General features: G+C 60.0%; 23 protein-coding genes and 4 tRNA genes. 10 read left to right on the top strand and 17 right to left on the bottom strand.

Features of this window, described 5'->3' with window-relative positions; translation table 11 throughout:
• Nucleotides 1-2: 2 nt before the first annotated feature.
• The 8 genes from IEX40_RS17250 to IEX40_RS17285 all read right to left on the bottom strand — a co-directional run bounded on the left by IEX40_RS17250 (nt 3) and on the right by IEX40_RS17285 (nt 10,711).
• Nucleotides 3-1,244, bottom strand: a complete 1,242-nt coding sequence (locus IEX40_RS17250) for an ABC transporter permease (protein ID WP_188750544.1) — start codon at nt 1,242-1,244, stop codon at nt 3-5.
• A gap of 77 nt (nt 1,245-1,321) precedes the next feature.
• Nucleotides 1,322-2,380 carry an ABC transporter substrate-binding protein gene (locus tag IEX40_RS17255; protein WP_188750546.1) on the bottom strand — a complete coding sequence of 353 codons (1,059 nt, stop codon included), beginning with the start codon at nt 2,378-2,380 and terminating at the stop codon, nt 1,322-1,324.
• Nucleotides 2,381-2,436: 56 nt separating this feature from the next.
• Complete coding sequence (locus tag IEX40_RS17260; RefSeq protein WP_229680811.1) at nt 2,437-3,564, bottom strand: ABC transporter ATP-binding protein; 1,128 nt, start codon at nt 3,562-3,564, stop codon at nt 2,437-2,439.
• A 247-nt stretch (nt 3,565-3,811) separates the two neighbouring features.
• Nucleotides 3,812-4,729 carry an NAD(+)--dinitrogen-reductase ADP-D-ribosyltransferase gene (locus tag IEX40_RS17265; RefSeq protein WP_229680812.1) on the bottom strand — a complete coding sequence of 306 codons (918 nt, stop codon included), beginning with the start codon at nt 4,727-4,729 and terminating at the stop codon, nt 3,812-3,814.
• A 14-nt stretch (nt 4,730-4,743) separates the two neighbouring features.
• Nucleotides 4,744-5,460 (bottom strand): hypothetical protein, encoded by a 717-nt coding sequence (locus IEX40_RS17270; protein ID WP_188750550.1) that lies wholly within the window; start codon nt 5,458-5,460, stop codon nt 4,744-4,746.
• A gap of 28 nt (nt 5,461-5,488) precedes the next feature.
• Nucleotides 5,489-7,888, bottom strand: a complete 2,400-nt coding sequence (locus IEX40_RS17275) for a Lon protease family protein (RefSeq protein WP_188750552.1) — start codon at nt 7,886-7,888, stop codon at nt 5,489-5,491.
• Between the two features lie 98 nt (nt 7,889-7,986).
• Entirely contained in the window at nt 7,987-9,243 is a 1,257-nt protein-coding gene (locus IEX40_RS17280) for an MgtC/SapB family protein (RefSeq protein ID WP_229680813.1), read from the bottom strand.
• Between the two features lie 142 nt (nt 9,244-9,385).
• The gene (locus tag IEX40_RS17285; RefSeq protein ID WP_188750554.1) at nt 9,386-10,711 is read right to left on the bottom strand and encodes a DEAD/DEAH box helicase; all 1,326 of its coding nucleotides are present in this window, start codon (nt 10,709-10,711) and stop codon (nt 9,386-9,388) included.
• Nucleotides 10,712-11,030: 319 nt separating this feature from the next.
• Here IEX40_RS17285 and IEX40_RS17290 point away from each other — a divergent pair, with 319 nt between their 5' ends.
• The 8 genes from IEX40_RS17290 (at nt 11,031) to IEX40_RS17325 (ending at nt 17,202) form a co-directional block, all read left to right on the top strand.
• A complete protein-coding gene (locus IEX40_RS17290) occupies nt 11,031-11,771 on the top strand; it encodes a glutathione peroxidase (RefSeq protein WP_188750556.1) in 741 nt (246 codons plus the stop codon).
• Nucleotides 11,772-11,928: 157 nt separating this feature from the next.
• Nucleotides 11,929-12,408: a C40 family peptidase gene (locus IEX40_RS17295; RefSeq protein ID WP_229680814.1), complete on the top strand. Its 480-nt coding sequence runs from the start codon at nt 11,929-11,931 to the stop codon at nt 12,406-12,408.
• A gap of 571 nt (nt 12,409-12,979) precedes the next feature.
• Nucleotides 12,980-13,933 (top strand): ABC transporter substrate-binding protein, encoded by a 954-nt coding sequence (locus IEX40_RS17300; RefSeq protein ID WP_188750559.1) that lies wholly within the window; start codon nt 12,980-12,982, stop codon nt 13,931-13,933.
• Nucleotides 13,930-16,716 carry an EAL domain-containing protein gene (locus tag IEX40_RS17305; protein ID WP_188750561.1) on the top strand — a complete coding sequence of 929 codons (2,787 nt, stop codon included), beginning with the start codon at nt 13,930-13,932 and terminating at the stop codon, nt 16,714-16,716. The genes IEX40_RS17300 and IEX40_RS17305 overlap by 4 nt, the downstream gene beginning before the upstream one ends.
• A gap of 94 nt (nt 16,717-16,810) precedes the next feature.
• Nucleotides 16,811-16,898: transfer RNA gene (locus IEX40_RS17310), tRNA-Ser, on the top strand.
• A gap of 21 nt (nt 16,899-16,919) precedes the next feature.
• A tRNA-Asn gene (locus IEX40_RS17315) sits at nt 16,920-16,995 on the top strand.
• Between the two features lie 38 nt (nt 16,996-17,033).
• Nucleotides 17,034-17,109 (top strand) — tRNA-Lys (locus IEX40_RS17320).
• 17 nt (nt 17,110-17,126) lie between these two features.
• Nucleotides 17,127-17,202: transfer RNA gene (locus IEX40_RS17325), tRNA-Lys, on the top strand.
• A 94-nt stretch (nt 17,203-17,296) separates the two neighbouring features.
• Here IEX40_RS17325 and greB read toward each other — a convergent pair.
• A complete protein-coding gene (gene greB / locus IEX40_RS17330; protein WP_188750563.1) occupies nt 17,297-17,797 on the bottom strand; it encodes a transcription elongation factor GreB in 501 nt (166 codons plus the stop codon).
• A 78-nt stretch (nt 17,798-17,875) separates the two neighbouring features.
• On the opposite strand from greB, the gene IEX40_RS17335 reads away from it, so the two are divergent.
• Together IEX40_RS17335 and IEX40_RS17340 are read left to right on the top strand one after the other, a co-directional pair.
• Nucleotides 17,876-18,307: a hypothetical protein gene (locus tag IEX40_RS17335; RefSeq protein WP_188750565.1), complete on the top strand. Its 432-nt coding sequence runs from the start codon at nt 17,876-17,878 to the stop codon at nt 18,305-18,307.
• Between the two features lie 50 nt (nt 18,308-18,357).
• Nucleotides 18,358-19,254, top strand: coding sequence for a DMT family transporter (locus tag IEX40_RS17340; protein WP_188750567.1), 897 nt, complete (start codon nt 18,358-18,360; stop codon nt 19,252-19,254).
• A gap of 15 nt (nt 19,255-19,269) precedes the next feature.
• Here the strand turns inward: IEX40_RS17340 and zntB are convergent, their stop codons facing one another.
• The 8 genes from zntB to dapC are packed head-to-tail and all read right to left on the bottom strand — an operon-like array spanning nt 19,270 to nt 25,648.
• Nucleotides 19,270-20,244 (bottom strand): zinc transporter ZntB, encoded by a 975-nt coding sequence (zntB, locus tag IEX40_RS17345; protein ID WP_188750569.1) that lies wholly within the window; start codon nt 20,242-20,244, stop codon nt 19,270-19,272.
• Between the two features lie 16 nt (nt 20,245-20,260).
• The gene (locus IEX40_RS17350; protein WP_188750571.1) at nt 20,261-20,653 is read right to left on the bottom strand and encodes a hypothetical protein; all 393 of its coding nucleotides are present in this window, start codon (nt 20,651-20,653) and stop codon (nt 20,261-20,263) included.
• Entirely contained in the window at nt 20,646-20,909 is a 264-nt protein-coding gene (locus IEX40_RS17355; protein ID WP_188750573.1) for a hypothetical protein, read from the bottom strand. Before IEX40_RS17355 ends, IEX40_RS17350 begins: the two co-directional genes overlap by 8 nt.
• A gap of 59 nt (nt 20,910-20,968) precedes the next feature.
• Entirely contained in the window at nt 20,969-21,823 is an 855-nt protein-coding gene (locus tag IEX40_RS17360) for a putative RNA methyltransferase (protein WP_188750575.1), read from the bottom strand.
• Between the two features lie 7 nt (nt 21,824-21,830).
• Nucleotides 21,831-22,973, bottom strand: coding sequence for a succinyl-diaminopimelate desuccinylase (gene dapE / locus IEX40_RS17365; protein WP_188750577.1), 1,143 nt, complete (start codon nt 22,971-22,973; stop codon nt 21,831-21,833).
• A 52-nt stretch (nt 22,974-23,025) separates the two neighbouring features.
• Nucleotides 23,026-24,057, bottom strand: a complete 1,032-nt coding sequence (gene dapD / locus IEX40_RS17370; protein ID WP_188750579.1) for a 2,3,4,5-tetrahydropyridine-2,6-dicarboxylate N-succinyltransferase — start codon at nt 24,055-24,057, stop codon at nt 23,026-23,028.
• 28 nt (nt 24,058-24,085) lie between these two features.
• A complete protein-coding gene (locus IEX40_RS17375; RefSeq protein WP_188750581.1) occupies nt 24,086-24,436 on the bottom strand; it encodes an ArsC family reductase in 351 nt (116 codons plus the stop codon).
• Between the two features lie 12 nt (nt 24,437-24,448).
• Nucleotides 24,449-25,648, bottom strand: coding sequence for a succinyldiaminopimelate transaminase (dapC, locus tag IEX40_RS17380; protein WP_188750810.1), 1,200 nt, complete (start codon nt 25,646-25,648; stop codon nt 24,449-24,451).
• Between the last annotated feature and the right edge of the window lie 4 nt (nt 25,649-25,652).

Below are 25,652 nucleotides of genomic sequence, written 5' to 3' on the forward strand. Positions count from 1 at the left end.
TCTTAGCCCAGCTTCAGGTTGCTGATGCCGACCAGGCGGTCATACAGCCAGTAGAGCAGGGTGATCAACAACAGCAGTAACGAACCGAGCGCGGCTGCCAACTCCCAGTTGTTGGACGACTGCATATGGAATGCGATGAGGTTGGATATCATCTGTCCCTCGGTACCACCGACCAGTGCCGGGGTGATGTAGTAGCCGATGGAGATGATGAATACCAGCAAAGCCCCGGCGCTGAAACCCGGTACCGTCATCGGCAGGTAGATGCGGATGAAGGCCGGTATCGGCTTGGCGCCCAGCGACAGCGCAGCGCGGAAGTAGCTCGGGTCGATCCCCTTCATTACGCTATACAGCGGCAGGATCATGAATGGCAACAGAATATGGGTCATCGCGATGACGGTAGCGAACTGGGTATACATCATCTCCAGTGGTTCGGAGATGATATGCAGTGATTGCAAGGTCGAGTTGACCACACCGTTGGTCTGCAGCAGCGCGATCCAGGAGGTGGTACGTACCAGTAGTGAAGTCCAGAACGGCAGCAGTACGAAGATCATTAGCGTGTTGGCGACCCTGGTTGGCGCGTTAGCCAGGTACCAGGCCAGTGGGAAGCCGATCAGCGCCGTCAGCAGGGTGATGTAGAAGGCGATCTTCAGGCTCTTCCAATACAGATCCAGATAGATCTGGGTGCCGCGTTGGACTATCTCGCCGGAGGGATCCCGCTCCAGGTCCAGGGCGGTCAGGTAGTAGTCGGCGGTAAACACCGAGCCTGCTTTCTTGATCGCCTGCCAAAGCTCGATTTGCTGCCATTTGCTGTTGGTGTCGAACAGTAGAGCGGCACCGCTGATTTCCAGCTCGGCTGTATCGGCACGGCTTACCTGGCGGGCGGTGGACTTGATCAGGCTTGAAGAACCGGGGAGCGCACGGTTTATCTCTTCGGCCAGTTTGCCGGAGAGACGCTCTTCGAATAGCGACTTCAACTCGACGGCAAAGGTGTTCAGGGTGGGGTTCGGTGGCAGTTCGCCGCCATCCTCGGACCAGTCGTCCAGCGCATCAAGAGTGTTGGGAATCAGCTCGTATACGGTCGGATGGTAAAAGCTGCGGTACAGCATCGTCCCGATCGGGGCTACGAAGGTGACGAAGATAAACAGCAGCAGGGGTATGACAAAAAGGGTCGCCAGCAGTTTGCTGCGGCGGCGGTTGTGGTCGGCCTGCTTGATCTCGTCGGGTGTCAGCTCTGGGTTGGACATGCAATAGAACCCTGTCAGGCCGGCGCCACGACCGGGGGGGACGTGGCGCCGGGGTAGTGCGCGTGAATGTTAAAAACTTACTTCAGCAGCCACTCGTTGAACTTCTCGCTGAGAGACTCGCCGTAGTCAGCCCAGAACAGGGAGGAGGCTTTCAGGCCTTCGTCCAGGTGAGCAGACGGCAGTTTCGGCAGTACAGATGCATCGATGTAGGCGGCAGATGACTTGCGGGTTGGCGCATAGGCAACTTCAGGCATACCGGACAGCGGTTTGGAGCCGGTGGCGAACTTGACGAAGTCGATCGCTGTCTCCTTGTTCTTGGCGCCCTTGACCACAGCCCAGACGTCGAGGTCGAAGACGTGACCGTCCCAGACCATTTCGAACGGCTTGTTCTCCTGGGTGATGGCTGCGAAGAAGCGGCCGTTGGCGGACTGAACCATCACCGCGCCGCCGTCGTTGAGCAGCTGCGGCGCCTGAGACCAGCTATCGAACCAGACGATGTCGTCCTTGATGGTGTCGAGCTTGGCGAAGGCGCGAGCCTGGCCCTCTTCGGTTTCCAGCATGTCGTAGATCTGGTCCTTGGGTACGCCGTCCGCCAGCAGTGCCCACTCCAGGTTCACCTGCGGACGTTTGCGCAGCGCGCGTTTGCCTGGGAAGGTCTTGGTGTCGAAGAAATCAATCATGCTCTTCGGCTCGCCACCCTGGATGGTGTCATGGTTGTACGCATACAGCACGGTCCAGACGATGTTGCCGACGCCGCATTCGTTGGCGAGGGCTTCCTTGCTGAAGTCTTCGGCAGCAGGCGTACCGTCGTCGCCCGGGGGCAGTTGATCCTGCGGGAACACTTCCAGCAGGCCTTCAGAGCAGGCGCGTTCAAGGTCGATAACTTCCATATCGACAACGTCCCACAGCACGTTGCCGCTCTCCACCTGGGCCTTCAGCTCGGCGACACCACCGGAGTAGTTCTCGAACAGAACCTTGTTGCCTGTTTTCTCCATGTACGGGTCGATCATGTGTTTCTGCTGTGCTGCACCGTAGGCACCACCGAAGGATACGGCAGTCAACTCGGCTGCACCGGCCAGGTTTGCAACCATACCGACAGATACGGCGGCCGCCAGGCTTAACAGTTTCTTCTTCATTAGATCACCTCTTCCAGACATTGAGTCGTTGGTCCACTTTGCCCTCAAGGCGCGCTTCATGCGGCCTTGACAGGATTTTTTTCAGCTGGCTTGTCGAGTGCGAGACCGCGCTCGGTCGCCCAGGTCAGGCGGGTTTGAGAGCCGGCCTCGATCACCGGTGCGTCCTGGTCGTTCAGGACCTTGACCATCAGTTCGGCGCCATCGCTCATCTTGAAGAAGTAGCGGATAGAGTCGCCGACGTAGAGTCGGGTAATGAATTCGGCGGAGATGACGTTGTCGTATTCACGGCCATTGCCGGCGATAAACAGGTTTTCCGGGCGAACAGAGAGAATGCAGGGTTCGCCAACCGGGGGGCAGTTGATATCCAGCGCCCGCACGCGGTCACCGCGCGAGAGGCTGATCTCGGCAATCTTGCCGTCGTTTGATTCGACTTTGCCGTTGATATGGTTGTTCTCACCGATAAAGTCGGCGACGAAGGAGTTGGCCGGTGTTTCATACAGGGCAGAGGGCGGAGCACACTGCTGCACCACGCCATCGTTGAATACGGCGATGCGGTCGGACATGGTCAGCGCTTCGGTCTGATCATGGGTGACGTAGATCGCGGTGAAGCCCAGTTGCTCGTGCAGGCGTTTGATCTCGTACTGCATATGTTCGCGCAGGTTCTTGTCCAGCGCGCCGAGCGGCTCGTCCATCAATACGATACTGGGCTCGAAGATCAGAGAGCGGGCCAGAGCGACACGTTGCTTCTGTCCGCCGGACAACTGGCCCGGGTAGCGTCCGCCGAAGGCATCGAGTTCGACCAGTGCCAGCGCATCCTTCACCTTCTGCTTTACGTCACGCGCCGGTAGCTTTCGCACCTTGAGCGGGTAGGCGAGGTTTTCCGAGATGGTCATATGCGGGAACAGTGCGTAGTGCTGGAACACCATGCCGATATTGCGGTGGTAGGGCGCGACATCCTGTACCGACTTGCCGTTGATCTGGATAGTACCGCTGGTGACATCCTCGAAGCCCGCGAGCATCATCAGACAGGTGGTTTTTCCTGATCCCGACGGTCCGAGTAGAGTAACAAACTCCCCTTTGCGTATATCGAGGCTGAAATCCTTTACGACCAGTGATCTCTGGTCGTAGCTCTTCTTTACGTTGATGAAGCGAACATACTGATCGTTGATATCGTGTGTTGACACGTATAAACCCCTTCTCTGGCATCCGTGGGCGCGCAAGTTGTGCTGGATAGAGCAAAGACTATGCCAGCTGGACCGCAATAGGGTGTTCCAAGTGTTGCAACTCGATCGGTCAGCGCTGCGTAAACCGTTTGTCATCACTATGCACTAACTTTGTGCGCGCATGCACTTTTTTTGTGTATTTATAAAATAATAGTGATCTTATCTGTATTTTATTTTCTTTGTGGATGATTATTTTTTTGTGAGGCGTTTAACCTGACTGTTTCCTTTTGTAACAACTGTTACGTGTGTTAGGTAACACAGGTGTAACCCCTTCACATCGACGAGCGTCCTGCACGTCATCCGTTACCGTTACCGGTACGCCTCTGAACCGGGATACTTCGAACAGTCCGCCCAGTACCATATACTCCTGCTCGCCCTGCAACTGGCCCGGCAGCAGGCTATCGAAACAGACGATTTTGCTCAGCGGTACCTGTACTTCCAACACCTGATCGCCGAAACGCAGCGCCTCCTCCGGGTCCAGCGTGAATGAGCTCAGGTTGTTAAACAGCTTGAGCTTGGTGCCGTTGTGCTCGCCGAACAGCTGGCCGCGACTGCCGCGATACAAGCGCAAATGGCTGCGACCCGGGTAGCGCTGGTTCAGTTCGTATTGACAGTAGGTATAGAGCAGGTCGAGTTGAGTTTCCAATGCGTTGGTGTTGTGGATGCCGCGTACCCGCTCCTCCAGGAAGCGGTCGTAGGCGTCGCTCTCCGGACTGGGGATGGGTTCCTTATGGAAGCGGGTCAGCAGACCGAAGCGTGACTCGACCCAGCCTTTCCAGACCGCACCTTCGCGGCTGTCTGAGTCGAACAACCAGCCGCGGATCAGCCGGTTGTAGTGCGCCTTGGGGCGCAGTTGCGGTTCATCCAGCGGTGAATCGGGAAGATCGTCCGCGGGCAGGCGAAATCTCAGGGTCATGTAGTTGCGGAACTGCTCCAGGCGTTCGCTGGCGCAGCGGCAGGATGACAGATGCTGCAGCAGATCGCCGTACAGACTATCGACCCCGTCAATGCGCAGCGGTGCCGGGTGGCGTTGGTACTCGAGACTGGCGATAACGCGCGCCGGCAGGTTGCTGCGGTTGATCGGAAGCAGGGCGCTGCGCGGTGGTCGCGGTTCTTGCCGGGACATCATCGCTCCTTCGCTCATGGCGTTATCAGCAAAGCAACACCCGGCAGTTGTCGGGCCAGGCGCTCTTCATCATGCGGATCTGCCAGTGTCCCGGCAGGAATCAGTATCAGCTCCACCTGCCAGGCGCGCAGCATCGGCCGCAGGGTTGCCGGATCGTACCCGACCAGGTCGGTGCGTACGCTGACCCCTTCCGGCAGCGCGTGCGCCCTGTGCCAGGGAGAGTCGGGCAGGGCCAGCAACAGCAGCGGGATCTGGTCGCTGTCGGCGATGCGTCGGGCGTACGCCAGCGCGCGTTCCGACGCGTCGTCACCGGAATGGATCACCGCCATATGCGGCTTCAGTGCGGAGGGTACGCTGGCCGTCCTCAATGGCTGAGCGGCGCGCAGCAATGCCGTTTCGGGATCCGTCGGCAAAGGCGCCGATCGTCGGGTACGTATCAGCTGCCAGTGCAGTGTCGAGCCGCGAGCGATCTCCTCCAGTTCCGTACGCAACTGGCGCATCAATCGCTCGCTACGACGGTGCAGGGAGTCGCGGTTTAGCGGTCTGGATATGGCGCCTGCCCGGCAGATCTCGGTGGCAAAGGGTAGGGCCGCCAGCTCATCCAGGCTCTCATCCTCCTCCAGTTGGGCCAGCAGCTCGGCATTCAGTGTCCTGGCCAATGCCGCGTAGATGGCGAGCTCCGACCGTTCGACGTAGCGGGGATCGAGTCTCAGTATCAGACGCCTGATCATATCTCGCCCTCCTGCCTGGTATCTGCTCTCAATTATCCGATTTCGCCGACAGTTTGCGTGCCTGCTCGGTCCAGTCCAGCAGCTGCTGCTGGACACAGCCGTTGACGCTGGCCGGCGGATAGCGTCCATCCTCGTCGGCCTTGCCCGGTTTGCGATCAAACAGCAGGCCTATCAGCTCATCGAGTTCGCTGACCGCGTAGATATGGAACTCGCCGCGCTCGCAGGCCTGTACCACCTCCTGATCGAGGATCAGGTGGTCCACGTTGGCGGCCGGAATCACCACGCCCTGTTCGCCGCTCAGACCTCGGCTTCGGCACAACTCGAAGAAGCCCTCTATCTTCTCATTTACACCGCCGATCGCCTGGATCTCACCGCGCTGGTTGATCGAGCCGGTTACCGCCAGCGACTGTTTGATCGGCAAGCCGCTGATTGCCGAGAGCAGCACACAGAGTTCCAGGGCCGAGGCGCTGTCGCCGTCGACCATGCCGTAGGACTGTTCGAACACCAGGCTGGCATGCAGGGCCAGGGGCGAGTTGCGGGCATAGCGGGCGCCGATACAGTTGGCCAGGATCATCACCCCCTTGGAGTGGATCGGGCCGCCCAGCTCGGTTTCCCGCTCGATATCGATCAGCTTGCCGCTGCCCAGGCGGGCGGTGGCGCTGATCCGCGACGGCTTGCCGAAGCGCTGGTCGCCGAGCTGGAACACCGACAGGCCGTTGGCCTGACCCACCGCGCTGCCGCTGCTGGCGACGATGATGGTGCCGCGCTCGATCTGCTCCTGCATCAGCTCCGAGTACTGCGCGCTGCGGGTACGCGCCATCTTCAGTGCCTGGCTGACGTGCCGGGCTTCCACCTGGCTGGTGCCGGCGCGGGTGGCGCAGTAACTGGCCTCCCGGAGCAGGTCGATCAGCTGGCCACGGTTCAGCGACAGTTTGGCGCTGTCGTCGACCCGGCGTGAGCCCTGCTCGACGACGCGTTCGATCGCTGAGCGGCCAAACGGGGCCAGACCCTCCTCCCGCACCAGCTGGGTGATCAGTCCCAGATAGCCCTCCAGGTTTTCCCGCGAGCGGTCCAGCTGTTCGTTGAAGTCGGCGTAGATCTTGAACAGTGAGCTGAACTCGGGATCGTAGGCCTTGAGCAGGTAATAAAGACGGCGTTCGCCGATCAGCACCACCTTCAGTTTGAGCGGCATAGGTTCCGCTTCCAGCGAGCGGGTACCGCTGATGCCGTACATCTTTTCCAGCGGATCGATGCGGATCTCATTGTTGCGCAGGGCGCGCTTGAGCCCCTCCCAGGCAAAGGGGTAGGTGAGCAGCTTCTGCGCGTCGACGATAAGGTAGCCGCCGTTGGCCCGGTGCAGTGCACCGGGCTGGATCAGACTGAAGTCGGTGCTCAGGGTGCCGAAGTGGGCCTGATACTCGATGCGGCCAACCAGATTCTGGTAGCTGGGGATATCCTCCATCACCACCGGCGAGCCGCCGTTATGGTCGTGACTGACCAGCAGGTTGATACGATAACGGCGGAAGGTGTCGCTGCGTGCCAGCTTGTGCAGCGGCATCTTGGCGTTCTCCTCCTTGTCCTGGGCGAAGAAGTCATCCACGTTCTCGATCATGTCCTGGTGTACCTGATCGAGGAACTCAAGTACCGCCGATTGACTGCCATATTTCTGCCGCAGCTCGCCCAGTGCCGGGTCGATGACGCTGTGGGTGATCTCGTCGTCGAGTTGGCGGATCGCCTCGCGGTGTTCCTGCTGCAGTCGAGGCAGTTCGCGCACCAGCGCGGTCAGCTCCGCATTGAGCTGCTCCAGAGCGGCTTTGATCCGATCCTGCTCCGCCTGCGGCAGCGCCTTGAACTGCTCCGGCGTCATCAGCTTGCCATCATGCAGGGGGCCCAGCGTGTATCCCGCCGGGGTACGCATCAGCGTGATCTGCTCCTGGTGCGCCTTTTCACCCAGGGCCTGGAATTGGTTCTCTTCGCGCTGTTCGAACTCGTCGGACAGCTCCTGCACCCGGTTACGGTATTCGTCGCTCTTGAAAGTTGCCGGAATCTGCAGCAGCAGGCTCTCGATCAACTGCTGCATATCCTGGCGCAGGCCCTGGCCCGAGCCCTGCGGCAGGCAGAGCATGCGCGGTTCGTGGGGGCGCTCAAAGTTGTGTACGTAGACCCAATCCTGCGGCGCCTCGCCTTGCGCGGCTCGTTCCTTGATGGTGCGCGAGACCAGCTCCCGTCGGCCGACGCCGGTGGAGCCGCTGACAAAAAGGTTGTATCCGGGATGGTGCATGCCGATGGCAAACTGGATCGCATCCATCGCCCGCTGTTGCCCCAGAGCTGACAAGTCCGGTGTCAGATCGTTGGTCGACGTGAAACCGAATCCGCTGAGGTCGCAGTGATGGTAGAGCTGGTTGCTATCCAGGGGTTTTAAAGCCATGTTCGCGCGTCCTGTTCTCAAGTGGCAACTGATGTGACCAACTTACATAACCAACTACAGGGTAGAACAGAGTCCGGCTGTTGGGCTTTAGATCCAGATCAGAACAACAGCAAAATTCCACCGGCGCAGAGGGCGAGGCCAAGCCCGAACCAGAGCTGGCGCATCAGCTTCCAACCGCCGGCCAGCGCGGCCAGCATCCCCTTGACCAGGGTATTGCTGATCGCGGCCAGGGTGATACCGGTGACCGCAGTATCATGGGCGATACCGTTGTGGGCCATACGTGCCAGGGTCAGGGTAATGGCATCGACATCGGTGAGACCGGCGATGATGGAGACCAGCCATAACCCCTGCTCGCCGATATGGGTCTTGATCCCCTCCGCGGCGAGCATGATCACCACGAGCAGAAGGCCGAATTTCAGCGCCGGGCCGAGCTGGAACGGGGAGGCGGCGATTTTGTCGACGCTGACCTGGCCATGAGGCTCGTCGTGGCGCCAGAGCCAAACCGCGGCAGCGAGGCTGATCAAACTCATAGCGCCAAGTGGCAGCAGCAGATCGGGCAGCAGCGCCCGGTTGAGCACGGCGACTTCAAACAGGATGCGAGGGTACATGATCGCACTGGCCAGCATGATTCCGCCTGCCAGCAGTCGGTGCAGTGGGAGCCTCTGGCTCATACGCGCCAGGCTCAGGGTGGTTGCGGTGCTTGATGCGATGCCGCCCAGGGCGCTGGTGATCATGACCCCCTTATCGGTACCGGCAAGCTGCATGGCAAAGTAACCGGTCAGGCTGATGCCGGCGATCAATACTACCAGCAGCCAGATCTCGTAGGGGTTCAGTGCCTGCCAGGGGCCGAACCCCTCGTTGGGCAACACCGGGAGCAGTACCGCCGAGATCAGCCCCAGTTGCAGTATGCCGCGCAGCTCGCTGCTGCTGAGCCGCGCCAGCCAGCTATGCAGGGTCTCTTTGAAGTGCAGCAACACACTGATGATGACGGCGGCGGCCACCGCCAATGCCGGTTGGTCGAGCGCTACCAGCACGCCGAGCAGGTAGGTGAGTATCGAGGCGACAAAAGAGGTGGCACCATAGTCACGATCTTCGTCCGCGTTCAGCCGGTAGCCAAGGCCCAGCAGCCCTGCGATGGCGATCAGAGCCGTAACCGTGATCCAGGGCGACAGCAAAGTACCGAGCAGCCCCCCGATCTGGCCGCTGATCGCAATGAGAGTGAAGGTGCGGATACCGGCGATGCGTCCACCGGTTCGGGTTTCGCGTTCGTGCCAACCGCGCTCAAGCCCTATCAGCAAGCCCAGCGCTGCCGCTGTCAGCAGTTGTAAGATAGGGTCCGAAATCAAATCCATCATCCATGCCTCGGAGCTGTCTCTAACCTAAGCTTAGAAAACAAAGATCAACCCTGCAGCCAGCCGAACGCCCGAGCCGGGGGGCAGGTGGAAAAAAGAAGCCCCGCATGGCGAGGCTTCTAATTCGATACGGCGAACGTCGGTGTTACTGCTTTTTCTTCAGTGGTGCGAAGCCGTCTTCGCTGACCGGTGCCGGTTTTGCCCGGCGCTTGCCGACCTGCTTCTGGTCGCGCAGGCGGTTCTTCACCTTGGGTTTCTCGGCCGGTTTCTTCTTGCTCTCTTTCTTCTTGCCGGTGCCGGCCGCCTTGCCCGAGGCCTTGAGTTTTTTCGGACCGGAATAGCCGCCTTCGAGCCCCTTGAGTGTGCGCTTCTCGAAACTCTGCTTCAGGTAGCGCTCGATGCTGGCCTTCAGATTCCATTCGTTGGGCGCGATGAGACAGATCGCCAGACCCTCGCGTCCGCCGCGTCCGGTGCGACCCACTCGATGGACATGCTCATCACCGCTGCGCGCCAGGTCGAAGTTGATGACCAGATCGACACCCTCGATATCCAGTCCGCGGGCGGCCACATCGGTGGCGATCAGGATATTGATCTTGCCCTCGCGCAGCAGCTTGAGGATACGGGTGCGCTGTGGCTGGTCCAGTTCACCGTGCAGCACGCCCACGCGCAATCCCAATGATTGCAGGCGGGGGCCGAGTTCGTCGCTGAGCGCTCGGGTGTTGGTGAACACGATCGCCTTGTCGTAGGTTTCGTTCTTCAGCAGCCAGCCGAGCTGCTTCTCCTTGAGCTTGGCGTCGTCGGCGAGGATCACCTGCTGGCGGATACTCTCGATCTCGGTTTGTGCCGTACTCAACTGCACGGTTTCGGGCTCACGCAGAACCCGATCCAGAATATCGCCCACGCCCCGGTGGGTCAGGGTGGCCGAGAACAGCATGCTCTGGCGCTCTTTGCGACAGGCGTCGGTGACAAACAGCACCTCCTCGCGAAAACCCATGTCGAGCATGCGGTCGGCTTCGTCCAGTACCAGGAACTCAAGGTCGTCGAAGTCGATGGTGTTGCGCTCGATATGCTCCTTGATCCGCCCCGGGGTACCGACAATGATCTCTGGGTTTTTGCGGATCTTGGCAGTCTGGTTCTGGTAGTTCTCGCCACCGCACACCGGAAGCACGCTGACGCGGGTGAATGCAGCGAGCTTGACGCAGGTGGCGCTGACCTGCTCGGCCAGCTCCCGGGTCGGTGTCAGGATCAGGCCGCGGGTACCGCTACGTGGTGCGCTGTGCTCGACACAGCGTTGCAGAATCGGCAGCAGGAACGCCAGTGTCTTGCCGCTGCCGGTTTCGGCGCTGACCATCAGGTCGCGGCCATCCAGGGCGAGGGGGATCACCGCTTGCTGAACCTCAGTCGGCTCAGTAAAGCCTTGGGAATCGATCGCCTTGATCAGGCGCTCATTGAGTGACAACTCTTCGAACACGTGGGGAGAATCTCCGCGCAAAAGTGGGATATAACACAAGCGTGCATCCTAGCAGAAAAGCGGTGCCTGCGCCGATCAGTCGGTGAACGAAATACGCAGTGGCGCGGAACACTAAGCGTTTGGCGATCTACCCCCGCACTCTTCCTCTGCTTATCCACAATTTGGGTGGATAACCCGGCTTAAAGTGCATCTGAAATGCTTTGTAATAGATCAAAACTATTGATTGTTTATCAACAATTAATTTTTAAGTGATTTTATGAGCCCGTAAACTGACCACAAGTTAAATGATCTGCCTTGAGCATCAGAGAAGGAGCTTTACATGTTAGAGAATCGTGAAGGTCAGCGCGTACCGAACGTCACTTTCCCCACCCGGGTCGGTAACGACTGGGTCAATGTCACCACGGATGAGCTGTTTGCCGGCAAGACGGTGATCCTGTTCGCACTGCCCGGCGCCTACACCCCGACCTGCTCCAGCACTCACCTGCCGCGTTACAACGAGCTGGCACCGGTATTCAAGCGTGAGGGTGTGGACAGCATTATCTGCCTGTCGGTCAACGACCCGTTCGTCATGAGTGCCTGGGCGGGCGACCAGAGCGCGGCCAACATCTACATGCTGCCGGATGGCAACGGCGAGTTCTCCGACGGCATGGGCATGCTGGTGGAGAAGCGTGACCTGGGCTTTGGCAAGCGCAGTTGGCGCTACTCCATGCTGGTCAAGGATGGTGTAATCGAGAAGATGTTCATCGAGCCGGATGTGCCGGGTGACCCGTTCGAGGTGTCCGATGCGGACACCATGCTCAACTACATCAACGCAGAGGCGAAGCTGCCCAAGCGCGTGACCCTGCTGACCAAGCCAGGATGTCCGCACTGTGCCCGCGCCAAGAAACACCTGACCGAGAACGACATGCCCTATGAGGAGATCCAGCTCGGCAAAAATGGCGTGACCTACTCCTCGCTGGTGGCGATCAGCGGACGGGGTACCGTGCCGCAGATCTTCATCGATGGCGAGCATGTCGGCGGTGCGGACGAACTGGAGCACTGGCTGGCGAAGAGCGCCTGATTGGCCATAGGGAGCCGCATTCCTCTCGCGGCTCCCTTTTTTCAACCTTGCCGCTCTTAAACCTCCCCGCGTGCCCCGCTAATCAGACTCAGCTTTAACTTGCATCCAGTCGGCCGATTACTTAGAACATAGTAAGAGCGAGTGGAGCGAGGTGTGTATGCGACTGATTGGTGTTGCCCTGCTGTTGGTGCTGCTGGCTGGTTGCAGTAGCACTCCTCGATACGCCTCAGCTCCCTATCATCTCTCAAGTCCGCCAGCCCAGGTCCGGGTCGATCTGGTCGAACAGTACCAGCGTTGGCAGGGGGTGCCCTACCGCCTAGGCGGCATGGACCGCACTGGCATCGACTGCTCGGGTCTGGTATTCCGGGTATTCGATGATCTCTATGACCTGCGCCTGCCACGCACCACGGAGCAGCAGCTCCAGTTCGGTATCCCTATTGAGCGGCATCAGCTGCAGATAGCAGACCTGGTGTTTTTCAAAACCAGCTGGAAAGTCCGCCATGTCGGTATCTACCTGGGTAACGGCGACTTTTTGCACGCATCCACCAGTCGCGGTGTGATGATCTCATCTCTGGATAACCCCTATTGGCAGAGCCACTATCTGGCCTCTCGACGGGCGATTCAGACGCTCCCCTGAGTGTTGTTCACAGCAACGGCGGCTGTGGATGAAAAAAATGCCTGTGCCCTGTGGGTAAAGCCTGGGGATAAACCTTGTGGATCAACAGGTTCTGGCGTTGTAAACAGCGTCGCAGTACCGATTTGGCTGTTGACAACTTTATCTTTTGCATAACGCCCACGGCAGCGAACAATAATTAAACGGTTTTTGCGGAGCCAGATATCATCGGGCTTGCAGGGGCGTCTCCTCGTGCTGTCCCTAAGTTGTCCAGAGTCTTGTGCACAGATTCTGTTTGCAACCGAACGGCATCTTCCACTGCTGCGGCAGCGTTTCCTTCACACGGGGATGAGCATGTGGATATCGAGTTGACAGGGTGAGCGTAACCGCCACTGGATCTGTAGCCTGGGGGTAGATCTGGGCCGTTGCAGGCGGATGTGGATAAGCTTCAGCGTTGTGCTCGGTGTGCGCTTGGCTAGACTGAAACTATCCGCTTATAGCCCGGCGACGAAAAACTTGGATAATCAAGGGACGTGTTCCCTCGACAGACGTCTGATCAGGGTGAAACTCCACCTCGTCAGGTGAGGACTTCGAATTGGCATTACGTCCGCTCCATCGGATTCTCCTGCTATTGACTCTCGGCTTGTCGATGCTTGGCTGCAACAGCCCGGAGCCGCCGCTACGGCTCGGTACCAACGTTTGGCCCGGGTATGAGCCGCTGTACCTGGCCCGTGAGCTGGGGTATCTGGAGCGAGACCGGGTGCAACTGGTGGAACTGCTGTCGGCCAGTGAGGTGATCAGGGCCTATCGTAACGGCGCGCTGGATGTGGTCGCGTTGACGCTGGATGAGGCGTTGCTGCTTCGGGACGGCGGGGTCGAGGCTCAGGTGCTGATGATTACCGATACCTCCTATGGCGCCGATGCCATCATCGCCCGCAACGGCGAAAGGGTGGCTGATCTGAGGGGGCGGCGCGTGGGCGTGGAAACCAACGCGCTGGGTGCTTATATGCTGAGTCGGGCATTGAGTCTGGAGGGGCTGAACAGCTCTGAGGTGGAGATTGTGCCGCTGGAGGTGAATCAGCACGAAGAGGCGTTTTTACAGGGGCGCGTCGACGCTGTCGTGACCTTCGAGCCGGTACGTTCACGCTTGCTGGATCGAGGAGGCGTCGAACTGTTCAATAGCCGAGCGATTCCCGATGAGGTGGTTGATCTACTGGTGGTCAGGCCCGAACTGGTCGAGAGCCGGCCTGAGCAGCTGAAGCATCTGCTCGATGTTTGGTTTCGCAGTGTCGCTTATATCAAAGCCCAACCGCTCAGGGCGCACGCCTTTATGTCGACCCGTCTAAGGTTGTCACCGGAGCAGGTCAAGCAAGCCCTGGCGGGGTTGCGTATACCCGATCGGCAGCACAATCAGGCCTTGATCTATGAGGAACCCTCCATGTTGTTACAGCAGGCCCAGCGCCTGAATGAGGTGATGGACAGGCGTGATCTGATCTCCGGGCCGGTTGATCTGCGCGACTTCTTCGTCCCTCAGGGTATCTGGGAATGAAGAGAGTCACTGCTCCGCCGCTGCGCCTGTTGGTGCCGGGGGCGATTCTGTTAGTCGGATTGCTGGCGTTGCTGTTTTCATTGCTGATCGTACGTCCCTATCTGCTCTCCCTGTCCAAGGAGTACACCGAAAGCGATATCCGTTACTCGTTGAACCGGTTGCAGGGCACACTCGAATATATGTTGATGCGCGGCGATATCCGTGGCGTGCAGCGGGAGGTGGCGGCCAACAGTGTGCGGCGGGACGTCAAATATCTGTTGGTCGTCGATCAGCAGCGCAGCGTGATCGCATCGTCGATGCTGTCGGGGGTCGGGCAACCGCTGGAACAGTTGGCACTGCACGAGGCCTCTGGCCTGTATGACCGAGTGGTATCGATGCGATCGGTTCAGCTGGCAGACTCACCAGTGGAAAACACGATTTACGGTGCGGCACCGCTGCTCTTTCCCGACACCGGGCGTCTGCGCAGTGACAGTTGGGGAGCGGTGCTGATCGAGCTGGACCTGCAACAAACGGGCGGCCAACTGGTATCGGGCATCGAACAGCTGTTCGTCTGGGTGTCGATAGGTATCCTGCTGTTCGGTGGACTGTTCCTGTTTGCCTTCGACCGCCATGTCAGTCGCCGTCTGCGCAAGATAATCGATGGTGTTTCCCGACTCGAGTCCGGGCGATATGACAAGCGGATCAAGCTCTCGGGACGAGATGAGCTGGCCAAGATAGCCGAGGCGCTGAATGGTCTGTCGGAGTCATTGAACTCGAGTCGGGAGGCGCTGATCAGTCAGCATATGCTGTTCGACGAGATCATGCGCCACATACCGGCGATGGTCAGTATCGTTACCCTGTCCGGGCGTTTTGTCTACGTCAATCCCCGTTTCGTCAGCACCTATGGATATGATCCCCGGGTCCCTGGGGACAAAGCGCATAACCCCCTGCCGGCAGACTGGATTGCTAACCATCGCAAGGCCAACCAGCAGGTACTGGACAGTGGAGAACCGGCCCAGTTCGAGTGGTCCCTGGTGCTGAATGGGCGGTTACGGACCCTGTTCATGGTCAAGTTCCCGCTTTACGAAGCGGAGGAGGCGCGGGTCTGCACCATCGCCATGGATATCACTGAAAAGCAGCAGAATGAACAGCGGATTAACATATCCCGTCGTATCTTTGAGAACACCACGGAGGGGATCATCATCACCGATGCCGACCGGAAGATCGTCGAACTCAACGACTCCTTTGCCCGGATCGTCGGCTACCAGAAACATCAGTTGATCGGGAAACGACCGGATATGTTGAAGTCCACGCTGCAGGACAGGGCGTTTTATCAGGAGTTCTGGCACCAGCTGCGCAGCAAGGGGCGTTGGCGCGGCGAGGTGGTCAATCGCCATCCGGACGGTACGCTCTACCCGGTGCGCCTGTCGGTCAGCTCGATCACCGAACGGGATGGTCGAATCAGCGGCTATTTTGCCATCTACCAGGATATCAGTGCCGAAAAGCGTGCCGAGGAGGCGCTGCGTGAGCTGGCCTACTACGACACCCTGACCGGGCTCTATAACCGCGCCTCGTTCAAGCAGAAGGTGGGCGAAGCGGTACAGAGGATGCAGCGTTACAACGAGCCCTTTGGCCTGCTGTTTATCGACCTGGATCGATTCAAGGAGGTAAACGACAGCAACGGTCATGAGCTGGGCGACACCCTGCTCGAGCAGGTGGCGCGTCGCATTGAAAGCCGGTTGCGCAAGCTCGATGTGGCGTGCCGCCTGGGTGGCGACGAGTTCACCGTGCTGGTGCCGCACATCGACAATGAAACCCAGTTGGCGGTGGTCGCGCAGAAGCTGATCGATGCTATTGGCCAGCCATACACGATTGCCGGGCAGGAGCTGGGTATCGGCTGCAGTATCGGCATCGTCGTCGCACCGCGGGATGGTGAGGATCGGGATCAGTTGATGCGCAATGCGGATGCGGCCATGTATCACGCGAAGGAGAGCGGCCGCGGCCGGTACGCCTTCTTCGATGCCCGGATAGAGGCGCGCAACCGGCGGCTGGTCAGCATCAAGCAAGGGCTGCGCCAGGCCGAGGCCAGGGGAGAGCTGAGCCTGGTCTACCAGCCGGAGGTGGATCCACTGACCGGTGAGGTAAGGATCTATGAAGCGCTGATGCGCTGGAACAGCGCCGAACTGGGTCCGGTGTCGCCGGCGGAGTTTATCCCGGTGGCAGAGGAGTCGGATCTGATCGTCGATCTGACCCGCTGGTTGATCGAGCGAGTGGCGACCGAATCCTGTACCGAACCACTGCGCAGCAGCAATATCAGCATCAACCTGTCACCGCGGCAATTCCGCAGCGAAAGCTGGTTGAGCATGGTGCGCGACAGAATAGATGACCGCAAGCTGGATCCAGCACGGCTCTGTATCGAGGTCACCGAGAGTGCGCTGGTGGAGAATTTCGACCTGGCCAGTGAGCAGCTCAGGGAGATCAAACAGCTGGGCATCGAAGTGGCGATCGACGACTTCGGCACCGGCTATTCGTCGCTTGCCTACCTCAAGCGCTTGCCGATCGACTACCTGAAGATAGACCGCTCCTTCGTCGCCGATATTCATCAGGACGCGGACGATCGCACCATTGTGGAAACGGTTATCGTCATGGCGCATGCGATGGGGCTTAAGGTGGTAGCCGAAGGGGCGGAAACCGAGCAGCAGGTCGATTTCCTGCGCGAGCAGGGGTGTGATCTGATCCAGGGCTATTACTATGCCCGCCCACTACCGTTGAGCGCATTGGACAGGGATCTGGCAAACAGCTGAACATGGATTGATCAACTGCGGCTCCATTACGAGAAAGTTGTGCTAAGTGGTTGACACTCAAATTTTTGGCGGTAATATTTGCGCCCATCCTTACGGAGGGATGGCTGAGTGGTTGAAAGCACCGGTCTTGAAAACCGACGAGTCGCGAGGCTCCCAGGGTTCGAATCCCTGTCCCTCCGCCATTTAAGGATACAAAGGGTTTTTCCTCGATAGCTCAGTTGGTAGAGCAGTAGACTGTTAATCTATTGGTCGCTGGTTCGAGTCCAGCTCGAGGAGCCAACCCTCCAACTCGTCAGAGTTGGAAAATGAGTTTGAGAGGGTCGTTAGCTCAGTTGGTAGAGCAGTTGGCTTTTAACCAATTGGTCATAGGTTCAAGTCCTATACGACCCACCACTCTCAACTCACCCGGCGGGTCGTTAGCTCAGTTGGTAGAGCAGTTGGCTTTTAACCAATTGGTCATAGGTTCGAATCCTATACGACCCACCACTTCTCTTTCTCTTTCCTCTTTTACTTTTCAAAGCTCCGGTAATCGATGCTCCGTTAGCGGTCCGGCAATTGGCTGTCAGGCCAGCGTCACGCCTTAGCGATAGCTGACCTCGACGATCTCGAACCACTCTTCGGCACCATCGGGTTTTTTCAACCAGATCTCGTCACCGGCCTGCTTTTTCAGCATCAGCCGCGCCAGCGGCGAGTCGACACTGATATAGCCGGGCGCATCACCGATCTCGTCGGCGCCGACGATGCGGTATTCACGCTGCTCGCCCTGCTCATCCTCAAGCCGGACCCAGGCGCCGAAGAAGACCGTGTCCCGGTCATCGGGGATGCGGTCGACCACGTTGATATTCTCCAGCCGCTTGGACAGATAACGGATGCGGCGATCGATCTCGCGCAGCTGTTTTTTGCCGTAGATATACTCGGCGTTCTCCGAGCGATCGCCCTGGGCTGCTGCCTCCTTGACCGCCTGGGTCACTTCGGGGCGCTTCTCTTTCCACAGGTATTTCAGCTCGGCATTGAGCCTTTCATAGCCTTGGAGCGTGATGTAGGGGGCGCTACGGGGTGCGGGTGGACGCCAGCGGGACATACAACTTCCTGATTACACTAAAATATTTAAAGAATATAACGTCCAAGCCGATAGAGGAAAAGGTGCTCTGGAGGTGCAATGCAGACGGAACGAATTCAGCAACGGATAGAAACTTACACGGCGGATCTGCCCCAGGCGGTGCAGTCGTCCAATGGTGCCCGTTTCGCCATGCTGCTCAGCCTGATCGCCTCCAATCAGGAGCTGTACTCGCCGGTCCGTCAACCGGCGACCGGGGATGGCAGTTTCGAGCTGGTACAGGACACGCTCCGCTATCCGGATCCTAACGAGTTCTATACCGAGGCGGTGGTCGATCGTCTCAATCGTTCAGTCAATGGCGGCCAGCGTGGCGAGTACGCTTACCTGGTCAGCCATGTCGACACCCAGGCGCATATCCCGCGTCAGGGCCGAATTGCCTCCGACAGCTTCGAGCAGGTTGCGCTCGCCTCCAGCGGCCGTATGATGATCGATCTGATCGACCGCTCGCGTCACTCGGTTGAGGTACGTGCCTGAGTCCAGGCTCGCTGAACATTCAGTCCGTTATCGTCCGCTAAGGATCTTCCATGTCTGTTAAAAATCAGTCGCGCGCCATGTTGCTCGGCGGTGCGGCCGTACTGCTCTGGTCCACCGTGGCCACCGCATTCAAGCTCTCGCTGCAGTGGCTGTCACCGCTGCAACTGCTCGGCTGGGCCAGCCTGTTCTCGACCCTGGTGCTGGCGATCGCGGTCAGCTGGCAGCATCAGTGGGGTGCGCTGTGCTCTGCGCTGAAGGCGCGGCCTGTGTATTACCTTCTGCTCGGTGCCATCAATCCGGCGATCTACTACCTGGTACTGTTTCGCGCTTACGATCTGCTGCCGGCGCAGCAGGCGCAGGCGATCAACTACACCTGGGCGCTGACACTGTCGCTGCTGGCCGTTCCGCTGCTCAAGCAGCCGCTGCGTCGGCGGGATATGATCGCGCTCGGCGGCGGTTATCTGGGGGCGCTGATGATCGCCACCCGTGGCGATCTGCTGGCCCTGGACTTCGACAGCGGCGAAGGGGTGGCGCTGGCGATGATCAGCACCCTGTTCTGGGCCCTGTACTGGATTCTGAATGCGCGAGGCACCGCTCCGGCAACGGTGATGCTGCTGATCTGTTTCCTGGTCGGCACGCCGCTGGTATGGGCGCTGATGGCCTGGCAGGGGGAGCTGGGGCTACCGTCGTGGAGGGCGCTGGCTGGCGCGGCCTGGGTCGGCCTGTTCGAGATGGGTGTGACCTTCATGCTCTGGCTCGGCGCCATGCGCAGCGCGGTGCACGTCAGCCGGGTGAGCAATCTGATCTTCCTGTCACCCTTTCTGTCGCTGGTGTTTATTCGTTATCTGCTGGAGGAGCCGATCGCGCCGGCGACCTTTATCGGTCTGGCGATGATTATCTGTGCCGTGATCTATCAGCAGCGAGGTGGCGAGCAGAACGAGTCCTGAACACCCGGACTTGTGCTAAAGCCAGCGCCTGCGCCGGAACAGCCAGATCTGTGCTGCGACCAGAATGCAGAGAAAGATCGCGAACAGCCCGAACGCGTAAGGGTTGTCGGCGCCGGGTATGCCGCCCACATTGATCCCCAGCAGGCCGGTGAGGAAGCCCAGCGGCAGGAAGATCGCCGCGATCAGCGACAGGATATACATGCGCTGGTTGAGCTGGTCGGAGAGCTGGCTGATCAGCTCCTCCTGTGCCATGGCGGCGCGCTCGCGGATCATATCCAGGTCTTCGATGTGGCGCAGCAGGCGGTCGCTGACCTCGCGCAGCAGCAGTTTCTGCTCCGCGCTGATCCAGGTTAGCTTCTCGCTCTGCAACTGGTTGAAGGCATCGCGCTGAGGGCCAAAGTAGCGTCGCAGGCGGATGGTCTGGCGGCGCAGGCCCGCCAAAGACTGGCGCAGCGTGGTATCGTGCTGCTCGAGTATATCGAGCTCCAGCGCGGCTAGCGTCTCCTCGGTCTCCTCGACCACGTCGCCCATGCGCATCACCAGTCGATCGCTGAGATCGACCAGAAACTCGGCAACATCCCGTGGTGCCTTACCGGCGCGGCAATCCTCGGCAAGGCCGGTCACCGATTGCAGTCGGCGCTTGCGGGTGGACACGATTAACTTCGGCGTGACATAGAGTCGCACCGAGACCATATCGTCAGGGTCGGCGCCCGGATTCAGGTTGACACCCCGCAGGGCGATCAACAAGCCATCACCGATCTGTGCCGCACGTGGGCGGGTGTTTTCGGTGAGTAGGGCTTCGGTGATCAGCTCCGGCAGCGCAGAGTCATGCATCAGCCAGTGCTGCGCCGAGGGATCGGTGTAGTCCAGATGGAGCCAGAGTATGCCCTGTTCCGGCGTCCAGTCCTGGATCTGTGCACCGCTCAGGTCACGGGCACCGCCCACGCCATCAAGCAGCAGTGCGTGCAGAGGATTGTCTGGATGGGTCATGCTGGCGGCTAGTCCTTCAGCTATTGGGCCACTGGATCTTCTCGGCGATGCCGTTCTCGATCCGCCACCACTCCTCTTCGTCGTTGTCGTTACTCTCTGTCCAGCTTTCGGCGATACAGCGTACCTGGGTGCCGAGCGCCCTGGAGACCTCGTGAGCGCAGTCGATATCACGCGGCCAGGGGGTCTTGTCAGAACGGAACCAGATGCTGATCCAGGCTTTGCCGACCGCCTTTTCGTGGATCATCACCGGCACGGTGCAACGCTCGATGCTGACCTCAAGCGCATGGGTGCCGCCGACGCTGTTCAGTGTGCGCACCTCGTCACAGCGCTCTCCGAGCCACTCAAGAATCGTCTCCAGCGGGCAATTCTTGATATACACCTCGATATCGGGATGACGCTGTTCACTCATGTTTTTTGTCCAGGAAGCTGAGGATGCGAAGTACGCTCAGGCTCAGATAGCCGAATGAAGCGAGTATGATGCCGCCCCCGATCAGGATCAAGCCGCCCAGGGCGATCAGTTCCGCGTTCAGCCCTGGGGGGAACAGGTACTGACCGGCACCGACCAGCGCCAGGCCGAGCGTGAACAGGCTGAAGCCTGACAGCAGCAGGGTGAAGTTCTGGCGCGGGCTGTCGGCACGGGTATGCAGCCACTCACGTATACGCATAGTTTTGGGTGCGGTTAGGTTGCCGTATCTGCTATGGGACTCAGATTTTCCCAACTGGTTCACGTGTCGCTGTGGTTCTGGCGGCGACGGTAGATGCCCAGCCGGATATCCGAATGACAGTTTAGCTGCCCGCGCTCGAGGAGGGCAGTATGGACCGCGGATTTGATCCGCTGGCCGTGCGGCGTCATCATCAACAGGTCATCGATCCCCTGGGCGTTATCGATCTCGAAGTCGAAGCTTAGCCTGTCGGTGCGCAGGTGTTCGAACAGGCTGTCCAGCTCTGCTGTCGGATCATATTCGCGCTGGCGCACTTCATCGTAGATCAGCTCGCGCAGCTCCATCAGATGGCTGGGGCCGGGCCAGACCACGATCAGCAGCCCGCCGGGCTTGAGCGCCTGGGCCATGGGCGCGGGCATCACCCGGCTGAACATCAGCGTTAGCGCGTCCAGCGAACCATTGGGCAGCGGGATATCGGCGCCGGTGGCGACCAGCCAGTCGATACTGCTACTGCGCTTGCAGGCGGCCTTGACAGCATGCTTGGAGATATCGAGTCCGGCAAGCTGGGGCGCAAAGCCGGCGGCGCTCAACGCCTCTTCGATCTGCATGGTGTAGTAGCCTTCACCGCAGCCGAGATCAAGCAGGCGTGGGCTCTGGATCCCAGACAGCTCGGCTATCAGCAGTTGATTCAGCTGTTCGGCGATCAGCCAGTAGTAGCCGGCATCGAGGAAGCGGCGCCGGGCCTGGATCATCTCGCTGTTATCGCCCGGATCCTTGGACTTTTTGCGTTGCGCGAGAAGCAGGTTCCAATAGCCCTGGCGGGCACGGTCGAAACTGTGGCCGGCTTCGCAGCGCAGGGATTTGACCTCGGCGTCCACCTGCAGCGGCGTGTGACAGACCGGGCAGCTCAGTTGCATCACGTGCTCAGTCCTTAGCCAGCAGGCGGGCGAGGATGTTCTCGTACAGCGCCGACAGGGTGTCCAGATCGGCCACCTTCACCCGCTCGTCAATCTTGTGAATGGTCGCGTTAACCGGGCCGAGTTCAACCACCTGGGCGCCGGTGGGGGCGATAAAGCGGCCATCCGAGGTACCGCCGGAGGTGGAGAGTTCGGTCTCGAGGCCGGTGATGGCGCGAATCGCTTCGCGGCTGGCGTCGACCAGACTGCCGGCGGCGGTGAGGAAGGGATTACCGGACAGAATCCAGTCGATATCCCACTCCAGCCCGTGCCGGTTGAGGATCTCGCAGACACGCTGCTTCAGCTCCTCGGCGCTGCTCTCGGTGGAGAAGCGGAAGTTGAACGCTACCTCGACCTCGCCCGGTACCACGTTGGTGGCGCCGGTGCCGGCGTGGATATTGGAGATCTGGAAGCTGGTGGGCGGGAAAAACGCGTTGCCCTCGTCCCATACCGTAGCGGCAAGCTCGGTCAGCGCCGGTGCTGCTTCGTGGATCGGGTTGCGCACCAGGTGCGGGTAGGCCACATGGCCTTGGATGCCGCGCACCTTCAGTGTACCGCTGAGCGAGCCGCGACGGCCGTTTTTGATCACGTCGCCGACCTTGTCTGTGCTGGAGGGCTCGCCGACGATGCACCAGTCGATCTTCTCGTTACGCGCTTCCAGGTGGTCGATCACGCGGGTGGTACCGTTAATGAACGGCCCCTCCTCATCGGAGGTGATCAGCAGGGCGATGGAGCCCTGATGATCCGGGTGGTGTTCGATGAAGCGCTCCAGTGCAGTCATGAACGCGGCGATGCTGCCCTTCATGTCCGCCGCGCCACGGCCGTACAGGTAGCCCTCCTCGACGGTGGGCTCGAACGGCGGGTGACTCCACTTCTCCGCGGGCCCGGTGGGCACCACATCGGTATGGCCGGCAAAACAGAACAGCGGCCCCTCGCTGCCGCGACGTGCCCAGAGATTGGTCACCTCTTCGAACGGCAGGCGCTCGATATGAAAGCCGAGCTTCTCCAGGCGTTCGATCATCAGCGCCTGGCAACCGGCATCGTCGGGAGTGACCGAGGGGCGGCTGATCAGTTCGCAGGTGAGTTCCAGGGTTTCCGAGCGTGTGGACATGACAGGTAGGGCCTCGCAGGAGGGGCGAAGCAGACACTCCGCCCCGTCCGGTTTAGTTGTGCTTGTGCAGTTCTTCGTTCAGTTCGATCGCGCTCTTGTTGGTTTTCACCTCGATGCGACCGTTCTGGGAGTTGCGGCGGAACAGCAGGTCGGTCTTGCCGGCCAGCTCGGATGCCTTGATCACGCCCACTTCCTGATTCTGGTCATCCAGTACGGTGACCTTGGAACCGCCGGTGACATAGAGTCCGGCTTCCAGCGTGCAGCGATCGCCCAGCGGGATGCCGAGACCGGCGTTGGCGCCGAGCAGGCAGTTCTCACCGACCGAGATCACCACGTTGTTACCGCCGGACAGGGTGCCCATGGTCGAAGCGCCACCGCCGATATCGGAGCCGTTGCCGACCACGACGCCAGCGGAGATGCGGCCTTCGACCATGCTCACGCCCAGCGTGCCGGCGTTGAAGTTGATGAAACCCTCATGCATGACGGTAGTGCCTTCACCGACATGAGCACCGAGGCGGATGCGCGAGGCGTCGCCGATACGGGTGCCGGTCGGAACCACGTAATTGGCCATTTTCGGGAACTTGTCCACCGACAGTACATCCAGTACCCGGCCCTGGGCGCGGGCGGCCAGCTGGCGGCGGGGCAGGTCTTCCAGGGCGATGGCGCCTTCTGAGGTCCAGGCCACGTTGGGCAGCAGGCCGAACATGCCGGTCAGGTTCAGACCGTGCGGCTTGACCAGACGCTGGGACAGCAGAGACAGCTTCAGGTACACCTCGGCGGTGCTGGCCGGAGCATCGTCCTGCTCCAGGATGCAGAGTACGATCGGCTGCTTGCTGCCTTCCAGCACTTCGGTGATCACGGCCTGATCTTCGGCATCGACGGAGAGGAACGCCTCTTCGAGCTTTTTCAGCGTCGCCGCGTTGATCTCGAGCGCGGCGTTGCCGCCGCTGTAGTCCACCACCTTGGACACGGCTTCGATCAGCTTGGCGTCGGCAGCGAGCAGCGGTGCGTTGTAGTAGACCTCGAGCCAGTCACCGGCGCTGGATTTGGTTCCGACACCCAGGCCGAATGCGAAGTTTGCCATCTTGATATCCTCGTATTTCGTTTAACTGTTATGCCACGCCGAGCAGGGCGGCGTAGTCGTCAGCCTTGAAGCCGATACGGATCTCGCCGTTGTGCTCCAAAACCGGTCGTTTGATCAGTGTGGGCTGCTCCACGAGCAAGGCGCGCAGCCCCTCTTCATCCAGGTTGTCGCGCTGCTCCGCCGGCAGTGCTCGCCAGGTGGTGCCGCGCTTGTTCAGGACGGTCTCCAGACCCAGCGCATCGCACCAGCGATCCACCTGGGCCCGCTGCAGGCCATCCTTGCGCAAATCGTGAAACTCGAACGCCACGGTATTGGCTTCCAGCCATTTGCGTGTCTTGCGTACCGTGTCGCAGTTACTGATTCCGTACAGGGTCGTCATGGGCGCTATTCCTTACAGCGTTTCCACGTAGCGGCGGATACGCTCGGCCGCTTCGATGACCTCTGACACGGTGGCGACCAGCGCCATGCGCACGAAGCCGGCGCCGGGCAGGCGGCCGTCGGCCATCGGCCGGGACAGGTAGCGGCCGGGCAGCACGGTCAGGTTCTGTTGCTCGAACAGGCCGCGGGTGAACTGGTCGTCATCGATCGGGGTCGGCGTCCACAGGTAGAAGCTGGCGTCCGGTGTCTTCACGTCCAGTACCGGCGACAATACCTTGATGGCGGCGTCGAACTTGTGCCGGTATTGGCTGCGGTTCTCCAGCACATGGGCTTCATCGTTCCAGGCGGCGATAGAGGCCAGCTGGTGCTGAATCTGCATCGCCCCGCCGTGGTAAGTGCGGTAGAGCAGGAACGGCTCGATCAGCTCGGCATCACCGGCGATAAAACCGGAGCGCAGACCGGGCAGGTTGGAGCGCTTGGACAGACTGTGGAACACCACGCAGTTGCGGTAGTCGTGGCGACCCAGTTCGGCGCACGCCTGCAGCAGTCCTACCGGAGGTTTCTCCTCGTCGAAGTATAGTTCCGAGTAGCACTCGTCAGAGGCGATGATGAAATCATACTCGTCGGCCAGTGCGATCAGTTTCTTCAACTGCTCCATATTGTGTACCGCCCCGGTCGGATTGCCGGGGGAACAGACGAACAGCAGCTGAGTGCGCTTCCAAATATCGGCCGGAATCGCGTCATAGTCCGGGATAAACCCGTGCTCTGGCAGGCATGGCAGATAGTAGGGCTCGGCACCGGACAGGTAGGCCGCGCCCTCGTAAATCTGGTAGAAGGGGTCCGGCAGCATCAAAAGCGCGTCGGGACTGCGCTGGATAGCGGCTTGGGCGAAGGCGAAGATCGCCTCGCGGGTACCGTTGACCGGGAGCATGTGCCGCTCCGCGCTGAGGCTGCCGTCTTGTAGCTTGAAGCGGCGGGTACACCAGTCCGCCATGCTCTGACGCAGTTCGAGCATTCCCACCGTCGTGGGATAGACCGATACCTTGTCCAGATTCTCGCGCAACACGTCGAGCACGAACGGCGGCGCCGGATGTTTCGGCTCACCTATCCCCAATGAGATGTGTTCGAGACCGGCCGGCGGTGTGACGCCCTGCTTGAGCAGCGCGAGCTTTTCGAACGGGTAGGGCTGCAGGCGATCGAGATCTGGATTCATACGG

This window comes from Marinobacterium zhoushanense, assembly GCF_014641945.1.
In the GTDB taxonomy this organism is placed as follows: domain Bacteria; phylum Pseudomonadota; class Gammaproteobacteria; order Pseudomonadales; family Balneatricaceae; genus Marinobacterium_D; species Marinobacterium_D zhoushanense.